Origin of the sequence: Gilvimarinus chinensis DSM 19667 (assembly GCF_000377745.1) — a bacterium.
GTDB classification, from domain to species: Bacteria; Pseudomonadota; Gammaproteobacteria; order Pseudomonadales; family Cellvibrionaceae; genus Gilvimarinus; species Gilvimarinus chinensis.
The window spans coordinates 201,257-217,635 of record NZ_KB898707.1; the positions used below are offsets into that span (position 1 = coordinate 201,257).

The window sequence follows — 16,379 nt, forward strand, 5'->3', positions numbered from 1 at the left end:
CTCCGTTGTTTATTTGACGTTTTTTAATAAATGAAGAATAATTTGATTCTATCTTCATAAATTGTTATTGCAAAGGCCGTTTTTGTGAAAATCACCTGGAAACAAGTTGAAAGTGTGATGAGAGGGCAGGGAGCTTCGGAAAACGAGGTGAACTCTCAGCGTCAGCTATTTAATTGCACTAGCTTCCAGCTGTATTGCTTCAAAGAGTTTGGCTTAATTACAGAAAAAACCTTTTCGCTATTAGACCCAAGTAAAGAACTTCGATTAAACAGTGGGGCGGTTGAAGATTTAGGTGAGCTGGATACCTATGATCTGGTGGAGTACATATCCAATCATAAACTCACCTATCATCAAGCCTCTACCATCTCACCTCAACAAATGGCGCTATTACCGGAAGAGCAGGTGGAAACGGTAACCAAGGCGTTAATTGGTAGCATGGAAGACAGTGATCCAATCCGCTACTCTCTATCGGCTATTGTGCAAACAGGCTTCCCCTATAGAGCTATAAAAGGCCAACAACATTACGAGCGTCACAATGGTGATTTAACCGTCACTATGTCAGCCCCGAATGATATTGGCTTGCCATCTGGCATTTATCCTCGACTTATCTTCGTTCATGTTTGTTCGGAAATTGTTAAAAAGAAGAAGCGTGTGATCGATTTAGGTCCGTCGCTTCGCTCCTTTGTGGAGGACACCATGGGTCGCCCTTGGTCTACCGGGAGTAAGGGCACCGAACGAAAATGGCGTGCCTCGTTAATTTCGTTGTTGGCGACCAGCTTTACCATTTCGATGAAGTACAAAAATGAAGATCAGGAAGGTATCCTTTTAAAGAATGTTTCCATCGCTGATGATTCCAATATGTGGTGGGACAGGAAAGACGATGGTGAGCTGCAAGGGGCCGAAATACATGTTTCAGAAGCCTTTGCGGATGCTTTGTTGAGCCACGCAACCCCTTTGGACATTAGAGCATTGCGCACCTTGTGTGGACTACGATCTCCCCTGGCATTCGATTTATACTGCTGGTTGACATTTAGATACTGGAAAATGGAGCAGGGCAGACAACCAGTAGTGAGAATTTCCTGGAAACAACTGCACGAACAATTAGGCACAGGTATTAAAACCGTACGCCAATTTAAAGTTGAGGCTATAAAAGCGCTGGGTATGGTCAAAGAAGTCTACCCACAAGCCAACTTCAATACAGATACAGAGCAATGTTTAATACTCATCAGCTCCCCACCGCACATTGCTCCCCAAGCCGCCCCCAGTCAAAAAGAGCTAGACCTACAATCTCAATAAGAAGCGATTGTCAGGATTCCTTCCTGTTCTAGCTATCTCGGTATTTTTTCTTCGCTAATGTCAGAATTTCTTCTTTTGAAGTTTTCAGCTTTCTCGGCCTTAAATTAGCGCATTCACATCTTGCGGCTTTGACCTCATAAAACGTGAAAATTTAGCTGCGCTTTTGTTCTATATCTATACGCTTTTAAGCCAGAAACTACGTGCCTGAACTTCGCCAAAGAAGGAAAACTGACACCCAGGAAGGTGAACTGACAGCTAATGAAGGAAAACTGACATAAGTGAAGAGAAACTTACATTTTGTGAGGATTACCTGTCAAAGTCAGAAGTAACAAAAAAGGGAGCAGGGAAGTCAATTTGAATATGAAAGACAGGTAAACATTTCTATCATTGAGTTTTTCACTTATAAATCAGCATGTTATGATAGATTTTGAGCCTCCCCCTATAGAGACCTGTAAATACCTAGTAATAACCAATACTAAATAGATAAAGAACGGTAGTATTAAATAAATTGATTAAATACAAATAGTACAAATTATGACCACAGAATTAATTGAATCTATTCAACAAGAACTACCGAATGTGAGTTCTGCACAGATAAGTAATTTAATGGATTATATTTTAACTACCGAACACGCGCTTAAAAGTGAGCACGTGGGTTTATCTACGTGGGTTCCATCACGCGCTACCGTGATTAAAGTCTTAAACTCAGGAGTTAGGGTGGTAGATTTTCAGATGTGTATTGAAACCTTCAAAGATATAGCTATTGAGCGAAAATGGCCGATAGAGAAAAACTTAGACTTTAAATTTATTTCTCACGTCAAAATTCTCGCTTCATCAGGCCAAATACAATTAGAAGAGCAAAGTAAGTAACGCTCTGCTGGAAGGTGTTTATCCAATGTTTATTTCGACACCACGTTCAGTTGTGCGAGAAGGAGACCTACATTCAAACAGCTGCAGCGGAAAGGCCTCCATCCTATGTGCGCAGTGTTGACAGGTCGAGGTGTTTAGCAAGCATGGAACGATTTTTTGCCTTCATTATCGATAACAACGGTTCAGTTAACGTAGCCCTTAGCTTGCAAGAGTTCTAGGACATCTCCGTGCCCACTTAATAAGGTAGATAATCGGATCACCTTCCCCGACTTAAAGCGCAAAACATACCAGTTGGCCGAAGCGTTAAAGCTTACATTCAGTAATGTTCTACCATAGTTCTACCTTTCTTCCTCTTCATGGAGTAGAAAAATCGATTCCTATATCATCGAACTTCCCACGTACCTTAAAATATTCCCCGAAACAATATATTGCGGCCATTCCAAAACCAAAGAATAAGCCAATTATCGAAAGAAGAGCGACAGGGTCTTTTCTTACACTCTCATCAAATAAAAACCCTCCGATAGCGAATCCGACAAAGGCGAAACAACACCAGGCTACGACAATCAGGAACGTCCCATATCGAAGCTGTCCTTTACATTTTGAGTTCCTGACCTTTTGGGAGATACATGTGCAAATCACGACAGAAATTGCACCGCCAATTAGACCGTAAATTAATGAAGTATCCAATTTCTAAACCTCTATTTCCTGAGAGAAAAATTATTATGAATTACCAATAATAGGCCGGTGTTGTTGGTCTTTAATTTGATCTGTTGATTGTATACAATCAACAGATCGTAGTTCAAAGAGCACAACCTTTTAGAACAACGAACGAACATTCTGATGATTATCGAAAGGGCAGGGGAGACTATAGGTGCCAATAGCCCGCTAACACCAGAAACAACGTTAAAGTAAATAATAAACAAAATATGGCAGTTCAATGCGTAAAGTCTCGTATACGTTTTTAGTAAGCTGCTTGCTTTTAGCGTCGGTAGAGACGTTTGGAAGCGAGCAAAAGCCCAACATTTTGTGGATCATTACCGATGACCACAGGCCTGATTCAATACAAGCCTATAATCGGGCTACCACGGGTAAGGACCATAGCGAGCTGGGATATGTACAGTCCCCCAATATTGATCAGCTGGCCAGGGAAGGGGTACTGTTTACCCGAGCGTATAACCAGTCTCCAGCATGCGGCCCGTCACGTACCTCAATGCACACGGGCCGCTATCCTTTTCGAAACGGTAAATATGCCTGGGAGCAAACACATCAGCAAGCGGACTTTGTCAGGCCGGCCGTATCACAGCTATTGGCTGATGCAGGCTACTCCACAGCGATTATCGGCAAGCAACATCTGGGGATCTCTGAGCGCCTGGGTGGGGAGGGGAAGATATTCGAGTTTGATATCGATTTCCATCGCGATTTAAATGGTAATGGTTTAGGTGGCCTGTATTACTCAGGCAGTGCTTATGGCCTGCGTGATGCTCTGTTATTACGCCAAGACGCGACCGAGACGGTACACTATTCAAACGGTGAACGCTTAACTTACACGCTTTCCAGGGCCGATCGCCCATTGAATGATGAAGAACGCTCCGTTAAGAAAAAAGTTGAGGATGAATTCGATATACTCCGTGCTTATACCCGTATCAATAAAGGGTTGATTTTAGGGGGCGTTAATCCGCAACCGGCGGATAAAACTGTCGATGCATACATTGTTAAGGAGTTTGAGAGTTACCTTGAAAACAGCGACAAGAGTTACATCTCAAGCTTTGGTAAACAGCTACAAGGGGCCGACAGCAACAAGCCGTTATTCGTCAATTTAGGTTTTCATCTACCGCATACTCCTGTATTGCCCCCCAAATCCTTTCGCAATCAATTTTCAGATAAACACTATAAGCTACCTGAATTTAACACCGAGGAGATGGCCACTTTTGTACCTCAGCAAATGCAAATTTATAACGAGTCGAAAACTCATGGGATGACCGACGCCGAAAAGCAACAAGCCATAAGGGATTATTATGCATTTACTGCGTTTGGTGATCACCTGATTGGTCAGGCGGTGGAGTCATTCAAAAACTATTCGAAAGAGCAGGGGCGCGATTACCTGATTGTTTTCACCGTCGGTGACCACGGCTGGCATCTGGGAGAGCAGGGCATTATGGCCAAGTTTAGCTCTTGGAAACAGTCTTTGAACGGCGCCGTCATCGTGGTTTCGTCAGATAAAGACACATACCCTCCGGGCAAGGTGGTCGATGAGATGGTGGAGTATGTCGACTTTGCTCCTACTTTTTTGTCGGCAGCCGGTGAAGATTTAACGGATAGCCGCTTTGGTCATCTTGATGGTTATGACTTGGCGCGTGTTAGCAGTGACCCGGAGCTCTCGCGTGATTACATTCTTGGCGAAATGAATCTCGTGAACGGACACAGAGCCTATTTACGCAGTGAAGATTTTGCGTTTTCTATGCGCACCCGAGACCGTCGCACACCGGCGAAAACGCCGCTTTTGAACGATGACATACGCTGGGCGCTCGAGGTGCATCCAGTGAAGGCAGAAATGGCTCTGTACGACTTAAGGCGTGATCCCTTTGAGCGAAACAACCTTGCGTACACACAAGAGTATCTACCATTAGCCCAGTGGTTTAGAGAAAAACTGGGTAATATCGTTTTGGGTGATGGGCGCATTGAAATGGATTGGAACACAGACAATCAATACAATTTAAGTAACTTTGCCGCGGGTGCTGACGATAAAGTGTTGGATATTCCGCCCGAGCTGATCCCAGATCCGCAGTTGCGCGATATCCAGCGGCCGAACTACTGAAAAAAGCGTAGCCTTTAATTAAATAACAAAGGTTGAATGGTAGATTTTAGTTCTACCGGTATTAGCTCATGTGGTGAGCTATATGGAATTTTATGATTTATATCCATCATCGACATCAATTTTCTAGAGGGGAGGCGGTGACTCAGCTCAATCGCCCTGTATCTTTTTGGATCTAGTGAAAAAACTCGATGTTATAGTCTTCTCGATCTAGGAAATAATACAGTTTTTACCTGTACTTTTTGCCTTGTATAATTTTTTATCAGCTTCAATAATCGCTTTGTCAAAGTCCGTTTCTGTTGTCAATTCCACAACCCCCGCGCTAAAAGTAAAAGGTATTTCCGTACCATTTTTATTGAATTTGGACTTAGAGAGTTCAAGTTGAAGTTTCGAGAGAAATTTTTCGGCGCCCGAGCAGTTAGTATTGTTAAGAATGCAAAGAAATTCTTCTCCGCCCCATCTTGAAACTAAATCACTGGTTCGACTTGTTTTAACGAAAACTTCAGAAAAATGTATTAGAGCTTCATCTCCTACTTGATGTCCGAATGTATCATTTATAAGTTTAAAGTCATCTATATCTATAAGAGCGATTGCTTTTACGTCGTTATTGTTACTTGATATTTTCTCAACAATATACCTACGATTGGGTAAACCTGTGAGATGGTCTCTAGATGCTAAATCAGCGTTTTCTTGTAACAATGATATTAATTTATGATTGTATTTATGCCGGAAAGATTCATAGAAACCTCCGAGTATTGATACGATTACGAATGATATAAGCATTCTAGATAACAGCTTAGGAGAATCATATTGATAAATCTCAAAGAGATTTCCCATGTAGTAACTAATCAACACTAAAAAACCAAAGATAACGAGATCCAATATACCTTTTCGTAGGCCTCGAATGAAATACGTAACTAAAGGGACAATGAATACCCATGCTGGGCCGGAACCTTCATTTCCTCCGGTAGCCACCAGATAAAGCATTAATGAATATAATGTATAGAGAATCAGAAACCCGGATATTTCGATTTTATTTTTTTTTAATAGATATAACGGAGAGAAAAAACATAACGATGACATTAAGAGGCATAAAGATAGATATAAATTTTTTTCATATATGGAGAAAAGGGACATTGCTAGGGTTGTTGCTCCCCCGATGATACCGAAAGCCTTTAAAATACTTATTCTTTCAGATATATCCGAATAACCTTTTAATGAATTGTCCACTGGTATTACCTTGTTAAACTATCATTATGACCAATTATTACATTAATCGTATTTGCAGATACGATTTTCTGGTAACTAGGACTTTCTTTCAGTTTTAGTGAATTCGAGAAGATTTATCGAAAGAGAAAATATATCAATATAGAATGACACTCGTTCACTAAACACTTTGCAGCCGCGTTGAGCTACCCTCAGCTCATACTCTACAGGCAACAGTCAATTGTTGGAATTATGCTGTCGTTTTGAGTTGTGGCAATGCCATACATAAATGAAAATAAGTCTTTTTCTGGCTTCTTGGTTGAGTATATTTTTCGCTTGATTCCTTCGCGCTTTAGTCGCTAGAGAAAGCTCTTTGTACGCTATCGTCGCGATAGCTTTAGGGAATTGAATAAAAAACCAAGCATCGATATCTTCGACGCTTGGCTTATTTTTTGTCTAATAAATTTAGGGCGTTACTATAATAGTGACACTGGCAGTTATCGAAGAGTCGGCCTTGGACACAACGGTTATCGTTGCCTGGCCTGGATTTTGTGCGGTCATTGATCCCGAGTTATGGGGGCGAACGACCTGCCAGTTGTTGGACTGGAAGTTAACGTTAGGTTGACTGGCACAAGTCGGATAAACCGTTGCGTTTAGCATCAGGGGCTCACCCACTTGCAATTGAATAGTCCCGCTTTGGTCCAATACGACCGATTCCGCGTGCACCCAGTTGGGTTGGTTAGGACCACAGATACTGTTGTCAGGTGTTGAGCTAGAGCCCTGGCTTGATGCCTGACTGGAGCTTTGACTCGATGCTTGGTTAGAACTCTGGCTTGAGCTTTGACTTGATGCTTGACTAGAACTCTGGCTTGATGCCTGGCTGGAACTTTGGCTTGATGTCTGGTTGTTATTGCTACCACCAGATAACCCCAGTAAGTAGGTATCGATATTCAGAGCATTATTGCGGTCTGATACATACCCTGCGCTTGGCAATCCAGCGCCTAGCCAATTAGCAGGTATATTTCCGTACACGTATGGGTCAGGCTGCAAGGGCTGACGTCGTTCGTCGAAAGGTGCATTGACTCCAGCACGTAAGGCTAGGGCATCCAAATCCAATCCGCCTTGTCCATCCGCTGTGTGGCAGCTTAAACAAAATGCATTTTGACGTGATTCTGGACGCGGACGATCCTGTAAAAGAGGTCCTTCGGGGAAATTGATGTCCTCACGTACATGGTTTAAACCTTGAGGAATGTTTTGCATATGTGCGGCGTAATCGTCGCTGTAATCGTGGTAGCAGACATATCGACTGTAGGTCTGTTTGCCATGGCTTGCCAATAATGCTGACAACTCGCTGTGGCTTGCATCCGGGTGAGCATTGGCCATGTTTTGCCAGTGCGAAGGTGCTGCCCCCGTGAGGCCGGCCAAGGAACCTTTGGCATGGTTGCAGGCAACCTCAGGGTTGATGTGTTCAGCAAAAATCTTAAAGTCATCTACCCAGCCTCGAAAACTATTACCAGCGCCAGTTTCTCCCAGTGTTAGGGTTCCGGGATTCAACACAAACAAAGCGTCTGAGCCGATATAGGTATCGACTTTATAGCCGTTCACGTAGGTGTCTATGCGACGGTTTCTATCGCTCAGTTGAAAACCCAAATGAGTCCATCCGCGCTCAGGAATAGTCGTTGCGGTGCTCAGTGAGTAGACTTCCGATCCCACATCGTCGGCAAACACTATTTGGTTATTACCGCGTAAGCGAATTTCTGAACCGTCTGGAAAGCTAAGTAGTACTCGTTCACCTTGGTTGTTACGGCTGTCGATAAACACGCTGTAATACCAAGGTGAGCCCAACACATCGTGTGACTGAGCGGGTATGTCGTATTCCAGACCGATGTTGCTTCCGTCTAACCAGTAGCCTTTTCCGGTGAATCCACCGTTGGCAACGATTTCCACCCGGCCATCACCGGTTATCTCGCCGGAATTGGGTTTGTTCCAAATAGGAGATGTAGCTGAGTTCTGAACGTGGCCTTCTAACACTGTTTTAACATTGTACTGAGTGTTGATACGCAGGGCCTGAACCATATGCGAAACAATAAAACCGTTGGCGTTCAAGTAATCATCAAACACGACTTCATCGGTGGAACGTCCGGTGCTCATCAGCCAAGTGACATCGGCCGGACTAACGGGGCGCATATGTTCCAAATAGTTAAAGCGATGTTCGTTCGAGTCGAAGAAGCTACTGTTGGGGACATTGCCATTGGGCATTGTATAAATGTCACGGCTGCGAGTATCGCCCACGCGTTTGTAACCATCGTCGGTATTGCTGGGTTCATACAAGAGGACGTCGCGGTGTGAAGTCTCTTGTACGTTTTCCATATGATCCATATGGTTGATCATATTGTCTAACAGAACCATTTTCCCTCGGGTCCACAGTCCTAGTAGAGTGCGGCCATTGAGTGGTGAGTTTTCGGCACCGCCGGAACAACCACCGTAATTGGCTTGCACTTCGGGTGGACAGCGTAAAGGGTAGCCCGATCTTGAGAGTCGGCCACCGATAGAGGTGAAGGTGATATTGGCACCATTTTTATCTATCCAGGGGTAAGTGCCAAATCCGAATCCGTCGGGAAGCACTAGCCGCTCGCCACGATTATCTAAGGTTTCAAACGGGTGCATGGCAAAACCATAGCGCTCGTTAATAGTGTCATCGTAGGGGGCGTGGCCTATGGGATAACGATCGGTAAATTGTCGCACATCACAGGCGGCAAAATTATCGGGGTTGTCATTCACGTAATACACAATATCCGAGCGGGTAGAGCGGTTGCCCCCGTCGGGGTGGCGCCAGGAAATATTAGCGTTGTCACTGCGCGATACCATCAGGTGGCCGTCACCTGTAATGCTGGGTTCGAAGAAAGAGCCTTGCGAAAAGCTGACATCACTCTCAATGGTTTCGCCTACGGTAATGGCTTCAATGCGGGCGTTGGGCGTCTTGGGGTTGCTGACGCGCACGTGCACCTCGGTCCCGCCAATGTGGCGATTTTCGAGTTGAGAAATGACCGTTAAATCATAACAGTCGTCTCGCCCGTTAACGCCGCAAGCATAGGGGTTAGCGCGAGGCCGGTTAGGTGCTGCCAGTGGATTGTCGCTCATGTCACCCGAAGGGTCGCATAAGGTCATATGGCCGTTGGTGTTGCGGTTGGGAATGTCACCGTCCGGGCGCATTTCATCGAGGTATTCCTGCTGACTCATAATCTGCATGCCAGGGGCGGAATCCAGAAAAGGTACGTCGATATTTTCTGGCTTGATTAAACGAAAAAACACGCCTCGATAAGGCCGGTGAGTTAATCCAATGCGACCGTCTTTACTGGTGGTTAAAGGTGGCACATAAGGGTTAAGCCAGTGGCGATTATCACCGTTGGTCACATGACCTTCGGCCATATGGATGTTTCGATCGATAGTGGGGCGCTCGGGGGCGGCCAGAGCACTACTGGTAGCGCAGGCCAACAGTGTTAACGCGATAGTTAGTCTCATTGTGGAGTCTCCGTTACTTATTTTTATACCTTAAATTTAAAAGAGGAGTATCAACGCACTTTTGTGCATAGCTTTACCTCTTTCACTGGTAGATCTCGCTGAAAGTCAGAAGGCAGCCCCCTTAAAACAGGAGGCTGTGATTGAACGCGCGTGATTAATTAACGCGTATGGTAAGGGTGTCGGTATAGCCACCGTTTTTCGTACGCACAGTAATGGTTGCCGTACCACGGCGTCGAGTTTGAATGCTTCCGTCTCCTAGCACCGAGACGACACTGGCATCAGAACTGGTGTAAGACACATTCGGATTACTGGCACAACTGGGCATTACATTAGCATTTAACTGATGGGTCCGGTTACGTGGCAGACTCAACTGATCCTGCTCAAAAGCTACACCAGTAACGGCAACCCAAGACCCGGAGCACTGACCGCCCGAATTATTATTCGAGCTTACGGTAACCCGAGATGAGTCAGTAAAAAGGCCGTCATCCGAAATCGCCGTAATGGTTACCGGCCCGCCATTGGTGTGCGCCGTCACTACGCCTTGTGCGTTCACACTGGCGATAGCCGGCTCCTCCGACATCCAGGTAATACCTTTATTGGTTGCCGAGGCCGGTTGAACAGTAGCGGTTAAACGCTGTGTGTCGCCGGTGCTAAGGCTGAGGTTTTCGGGCGTAACCTGAATCCCGGTAACATGAACGTCGTTCGAGCCTTGCGACCCTCCGGTTAAGCTTACTCCGTCCACCGTGGCGCCGTGAGATTCCTGGCCGTTATAGATGTAGACCGTGGCCGAAGTATCGTTGGCACCGGTGGTAAAGCGTAAAGACTTTTGCTGATAACCGGTGTTCTTGTACTGTACGCTCGACTGGCCAGCGCTAATATCCTTAACCCCCAGCACAAAGTTGTTGCCGGGTGCGGCCACTTTACCCCAGGCGCTTAGCTCGTACTGAGTGTTGGGCTGCACCGCGATGGTTTGCTCAACACGCGTCGCGCCGTTAAAGGTTAAAGCGCGGTTGCCCTGGCGGCCATCACTGTTGACTCGCGGTTGCCCATTTAATACAGACCAACCGTTCAGATTGCCAGACTCAAAACTGCCGTTTTGTAGGGCGCTATTGCCTGGTTGTGGGTCTGGCTGTGGGTCCGGATCTGGTTGTGGGTCAGGGTCGGTCGGTGTATTGCCAGTAATCGTCACAGGCTCAATTGGCGTCTGGTTAAAGACGTCGTGACCTGCGGATGAGGTAAATACCGGTGCCAGAGCATAGAAGTGGCCTGCGGGAAGATCAGCCGATGGGGTTACCTGACTCAAATCCAAAGAGACGGTCACTTTACCGCCATGGTGTTTGTCTGGTGAGGTAACCGAACTGTCGTTGCCCGAAGCAGCGATGCGAACAAAACCATTTGTGTTTTTCTCCACCAGATTTACGGTGAGGCCGTTGTAATTCCCGGCGACTACGTGATGGTTAGACCCACCGTGATAGTTCACCTCGACATTCAGCGGCTGTTGATTGCTAAAAGTGTCGTTCTCGTAGCTGTCGCGGTTTTCAAGCCAAACTGAGGGCAGAACCTCCCAAGTTTTGACGTAATCCACTTGCATAGTGGCATCTTCCGGAAAGCCTTGAGAGGTGACGGTGTTGGGGTTAGGGTCCGCGCGCTGGCAGTTAGCGTTGTAATAAATAAACTGACGACGTAGGCCCATTGAGAAAATAACATGCATTGGGCGGTGCCAGTAAGTATTGGGCTTAGAGCCGATCAGCTCGCCGTCCACATACCAGAAAATACGGTCCGGTCGGTTCTCTACCGCATAAGTGTGGAAGCCATCCGAGGGGTCGTGATCTGCTTCAAACTGCAGCAGCTGAGTCTCTGGGTTGGGTTTAGGGCGCAACCAGATTCGGTTACCATTTTCATCAAAAATACGAGCGTGAAGGTTGTGATCACTGACGTTAATTGGGTCTGCATCATTGGGCCCCGGGCCGTGCCAGTCTGCCTGTTGTAGCTCAACAATATCAATCTCGCTGTAATCAACAGAGCCTGGGGTGCCGGCGTCGTTGTAAGGGTGGCCGTCGCTATAGAGCCAGAAGGCGGGGCTTAACCCCGGAAAGACCTTAACCCCTTTAATCGAGGCTTCGTAATAACCGTAAACCCCGTCATTGGTGGATTTAACCGCACCACTTTTATAGTACAGCTCGCGTTGCACCGTGCGAGGATTGCCTCCGGCTACGCCGTCCCAGCAGGCATCGGCAAAGCTGCGAGTATGGGTCTCTTGTGTGGCAGCTATGTTGAGCTTGCCATCGGCGAGCCAGGCATTGTCCTCGTCAAAGGTCCATGCACCGATTACCAAATCATTGGGGTTGTTGATCCATTTGGAGGTATCCAGGCTTGAGCCGTCAAAGGTATCTGTGCGGTTGCCAAGCTCTTGCCAGCGAAGTTCACCGTCATGGGCGCCATCAGGGCGAATTCCCTGGCTGTGGGCGACAGATGAGGCGGCAAGTAGAAGCCAAGCCGTGGTTCTGAGTTTTGATGGAATGGGCATATTCTCTCCTAATTATCGTTATGGTTCTGCTCACAGGGAGCTATATAGAAAAACTGACCTAACACTTGATGTAGATAAATCAGTGCAAAGAAAGCTAATATCTTGATGGTTAAAATGCAAACATATGATGAATGCATTTTGTGTTTTGTGCGATTTATGTGCAGTTGTTGGTGTTACAGGTAAGAAGGCTAGAGGTTTTGGTTATTTTTATTCTGAAAGTGAACTATAAGTTACTTTTTTATAGCCAATAAAAGTTTTTTTTGATGTTGTAAGTTTAAACATCATATGTTTATATAGTAATTAATAAATAGATAAAACCTAAAGTCTCTGTGCATGTATTCAAATGCTGTACGCATTGATGGGCGTAATCCATCTATAACTCACCCAAGTGTCAAAAATTATAAGTAAGCCCTGGAGAGGAAGTATGAAAAATAATTTTAAATTAAGTGCTCTGTCATTGGCGGTTCTCGGCGCCATGACATCCGCGCATGGTTTGTCTCAAGAGGTTGGCTCGGAGGCTGAAGCTGACGATGAGCTGATTCAGCTCGAAGAAGTTGTCGTTACCGGTTTTCGCCAAAGTATCGAACGGGCGGTGGATGCCAAGCGCAACTCGGACCAAGTATCTGATTCTATTTACGCGGAAGACGTGGGTAAGTCTACCGACCAGAATATTGCCGACGCTTTGTCTCGCGTAACCGGCGTAACGGTTACCGATGAAGGCGGTGAGGGGTCGCGAATTTCGGTACGTGGTGCGGCGTCTTACATGAACCAAGTCTCCATGAACGGAGTGGAGCTTACCAGTGGTTCTACAGGGGGGTTAGATCCTAACGGGAATGGTATCGCTGTAGCAGATCAAAGCGTTGATTTAAGTGCATTTTCATCGGATATCCTGGCGTCCATTGACGTGGTAAAAACTTCCTCGGCCGACCAGAATGAGGGATCGTTGGGTGCTAACGTAATCCTGCGGACGCTCCAGCCTCTGGATTTGAATGCGCCGCGTCGTAACGTTCAGGTTCAGCAGCGCTACAATGATTTCTCCGGCGAAGATGACTACGCCTTGAATGGCACGTTTGCCGATAAATTTTTTGACGATACCGTGGGTTTTGTTTTTACCACGTCGTGGGATAACTATAAATACCGTCAAGACTCTGTCCAAACAGACTGGCAGCAAGATTCGATTCGGATTGTTGATGCGAGTACAGATGTCGATCCAGCAGGTCCACGAGCTTTTGATGTAGCCACTGGGCAGCCTATTCGTGTGGCGAACTCATTAAACCCAGACTACAACACGCTGGATAAGCTACCGGGTTATGATCCCGAAACGCAAGTGGGAGTTCAAGATCTTTACGTTCTGGCTCGTGACATGACCAACTACTCGATGAGTCAAAACGAAAGAACTCGTTGGACCTCGAACATGGGTATTCAGATCCAGCCAACCGATACCTCAGATATACAGTTGGACGTGTCGTATACCAATACAGAGACCGATGTAGATTACAACACTATTCGCTTTAATTGGGCACCATCCACTGCTTACTCTGGGTATGGTTCAGACACCACCGACATGATCGGAATCGATCTAGAAAATCGGACGATTGCCAGTATGAGAGCAACCGACCGAACCGGTCTATTAGCGCGTACCCGAGGGGTTAATGAGATTGAGTCGAGTGTTGTTTCATTACGCTGGGACCAACAACTTGGCGACAATTTAGACATGCAAGTTCAAGCGGGCTGGTCTAAAACCACCGATGACACAGACGACTGGATTGGTGCGGGTACGGCAACATGGGGCACCACCAATAATATCGAAAACAACTTGTCAGAAGATTGGTATGACTTTGTTGGGTATGATTGCACTACCGGCGACTGCTCCGTCCTTTCCGGTGAACGGCAAGCCAACTACGATCCTGTATACGGTACTTGGAATAACATTCATTCTCGCTTTGTGCCGCATGATTTGTACGCAAATCATTTGGGTTATTTGTCGCAAACCTTCCGCGAGCAGTCAGATACCAACGCCACGCTAAACCTGGACTTCGACTGGCATGTAGACGCTTTCCATATAACCGACGTTGAGTTCGGTGTAAAAATCGCCAATCGTGAAAAAGATGTATTTACCGACCGCCAAATAGGACAGAACTCTGCGACCCTGGTTGATGAGAGCAATCCGGATATCAGTTATGGTGGCTCGGGTATGGACAGTATTCATGTTGTCGATATGCTCGAGCCGGGTGCTTTCCCAGTGGATAATTTTGCCGAAGACTTGGTTGAAAATCGTAGTAACGACTTCTTCTACGGTTGGCCGCAAATTGACCCCTATAAAGCCGTTGCTGCTTTTACCGGGGCCGATCCGGATACCGTGAGCATGCGCTCCGACCCATCGCAATCACGTGTTATTGAAACTGATACGCAGGCAGCCTACTTAAAAGGTAACTTCGAATTTATGGAAGGCCGTCTGACCGGTAATGTGGGTGTGCGTTATGTCAAAGATGAAACAGAGGCTTCTGCCTATGGATCAATCCAGTGGTATCGCGGCCCTCACGCGGTTGATTGGTACGATCTGATTGTTGAGCGTCAATTGGCGAATGAAAACCTACCCGCGTGTGATGTGCCATCGCAAAGCCTAGCGGGTCCCGCATCCCCTTGGGAAAATATTGGCGACTTACGTGATTGTTGGGATTGGCGAATTACTCACGCCTACGATTACGACAACGATAACACCATCCCCGTTGAAGGTGCGGTTGTTCAAGCTCCAGAAACGGGTGTTCCATCACCTGATTGGCGTTTTGTGGATAGCACAGGGGCGCCCGATTATGATGTGAACCGTGTATTGCGTGTTGATTACTCTGATCCGAATAACCCTGTTTTCGTCGAAAACAGTGCAATACCTTCGCAGATCTATGAGATGGTTGATGGTGAGTTGCGCTTAACCGGTTATAAGGATCGTTTACGCACACGTGCTTTCCGTGGCGGCCTGCAGCCTTATGTTGATTATGCAACAGCTTTTACGGGGCCTGCCGGTAACACACCTGTCGCCAACTTCCGCAACGCAGAAACTGCCGGTAGTGGTTCATTTGAAGCGTGGTTGCCCAGTTTAAATCTGAATTACATGTTGACGGAAGATATGATTCTGCGCTTCGCGACATCGAAAACCATGGCGCGTCCAAGGTTTGATTCTTTGGCGCCACGTTTGCAAATCAATGAAAACCAGTGGGATAGTTTTGCGAACGGCTCTTCAGGTAACACATCGTTGAAGCCACTTGAATCTAAGAACTTAGACTTATCTTACGAATGGTATTTTGGTGAAGGCGATATGTTATCTGTTGCCTTGTTCCATAAAGATATGGATAACTTTGAAGAGGATGTTGACACTCGTTATTACTATCAGGATGTTCGATCCGATTACGACTTGGATGATCTGAGCATTCTTCTTCCTTACGATGAATCGATTAAGCCTGGAGATGTACTTGATGAGAGTGGCACCACTTGTATGCCGCATCGTGCACATGGGCCCCAGTCGCTTGAGCCGGTCTTTATTGATTGTCATACCGCCATTATTTCGCAAGTTCAAAATGGTGATGGCCAGACCATTACCGGCGTAGAGTTGGGCTATACGCAAATGTTTGACTCATTGCCTGACGCATGGTCTGGTTTAGGCTTGAGTATGAATTACACCTATCAAGAATCAGAGCGCGACCCCGTTCGCGTTGATGGTACTGATTACTTCAGCGATCCATTACCTGCGGCCAATACGCCTAAGCATACCGCAAATACTACCGTATTCTGGGAGTACGGCGATTGGGAGCTTCGTTTGGCACATCAATACACCGGTATCCAGTTAGTTGATGGTGGCACGTTTGGTGGTGCCGTATGGCAGGACCCCACTGAAAATTTGGATTTCAGTAGCACCTACAACATCAATGATACGTTCAGCCTGACATTCCATGCCTTAAACATTACTGATGAAATAACCCGGCAGTTTTACACGGCAAGAAACCGCCAGCTGGGTGATTTTGAAGGCGCCGAAGTATGGGATGAAGGTAACCCGATGGATGATTCTGGTGTTTACGATGGTCGCACCGATGCGCAGTATCGCATCGGCCGGTCTTTCCGTTTGGCTCTGCGCATGAGTTTCTAATCCACTAA

Annotated in this window: 7 protein-coding genes; 4 read left to right on the forward strand and 3 right to left on the reverse strand. The window is 46.4% G+C overall.

The features are described from left to right. Positions 1-84: 84 nt before the first annotated feature. The 3 genes from D568_RS0106710 (at position 85) to D568_RS0106720 (ending at position 4,981) form a co-directional block, all read left to right on the forward strand. The gene (locus D568_RS0106710) at positions 85-1,296 is read left to right on the forward strand and encodes a replication protein RepA (RefSeq protein WP_020208820.1); all 1,212 of its coding nucleotides are present in this window, start codon (positions 85-87) and stop codon (positions 1,294-1,296) included. 534 nt (positions 1,297-1,830) lie between these two features. Then, positions 1,831-2,166, forward strand: a complete 336-nt coding sequence (locus D568_RS0106715; RefSeq protein ID WP_020208821.1) for a hypothetical protein — start codon at positions 1,831-1,833, stop codon at positions 2,164-2,166. A 937-nt stretch (positions 2,167-3,103) separates the two neighbouring features. Next, a complete protein-coding gene (locus D568_RS0106720; protein ID WP_020208822.1) occupies positions 3,104-4,981 on the forward strand; it encodes a sulfatase-like hydrolase/transferase in 1,878 nt (625 codons plus the stop codon). A gap of 207 nt (positions 4,982-5,188) precedes the next feature. Here the strand turns inward: D568_RS0106720 and D568_RS0106725 are convergent, their stop codons facing one another. The 3 genes from D568_RS0106725 to D568_RS21030 all read right to left on the reverse strand — a co-directional run bounded on the left by D568_RS0106725 (position 5,189) and on the right by D568_RS21030 (position 12,233). Then, on the reverse strand, positions 5,189-6,208 hold the full coding sequence (locus D568_RS0106725; protein WP_020208823.1) for a GGDEF domain-containing protein: 1,020 nt from the start codon (positions 6,206-6,208) through the stop codon (positions 5,189-5,191). 441 nt (positions 6,209-6,649) lie between these two features. Beyond that, on the reverse strand, positions 6,650-9,706 hold the full coding sequence (locus D568_RS0106730; RefSeq protein WP_020208824.1) for a LamG-like jellyroll fold domain-containing protein: 3,057 nt from the start codon (positions 9,704-9,706) through the stop codon (positions 6,650-6,652). A 154-nt stretch (positions 9,707-9,860) separates the two neighbouring features. Then, the gene (locus tag D568_RS21030; protein WP_020208825.1) at positions 9,861-12,233 is read right to left on the reverse strand and encodes an Ig-like domain-containing protein; all 2,373 of its coding nucleotides are present in this window, start codon (positions 12,231-12,233) and stop codon (positions 9,861-9,863) included. Positions 12,234-12,657: 424 nt separating this feature from the next. On the opposite strand from D568_RS21030, the gene D568_RS0106750 reads away from it, so the two are divergent. Next, positions 12,658-16,371 (forward strand): TonB-dependent receptor domain-containing protein, encoded by a 3,714-nt coding sequence (locus D568_RS0106750; protein ID WP_020208827.1) that lies wholly within the window; start codon positions 12,658-12,660, stop codon positions 16,369-16,371. Positions 16,372-16,379 lie beyond the last annotated feature (8 nt).

Excerpts from the sequence above, each read along its gene's own strand:
- D568_RS0106730 (WP_020208824.1), bottom strand. The coding sequence starts at position 9,706 with ATGAGACTAACTATCGCGTTAACACTGTTGGCCTGCGCTACCAGTAGT.
- D568_RS0106720 (WP_020208822.1), top strand. The coding sequence starts at position 3,104 with ATGCGTAAAGTCTCGTATACGTTTTTAGTAAGCTGCTTGCTTTTAGCG.
- D568_RS21030 (WP_020208825.1), bottom strand. The coding sequence starts at position 12,233 with ATGCCCATTCCATCAAAACTCAGAACCACGGCTTGGCTTCTACTTGCC.
- D568_RS0106750 (WP_020208827.1), top strand. The coding sequence starts at position 12,658 with ATGAAAAATAATTTTAAATTAAGTGCTCTGTCATTGGCGGTTCTCGGC.
- D568_RS0106715 (WP_020208821.1), top strand. The coding sequence starts at position 1,831 with ATGACCACAGAATTAATTGAATCTATTCAACAAGAACTACCGAATGTG.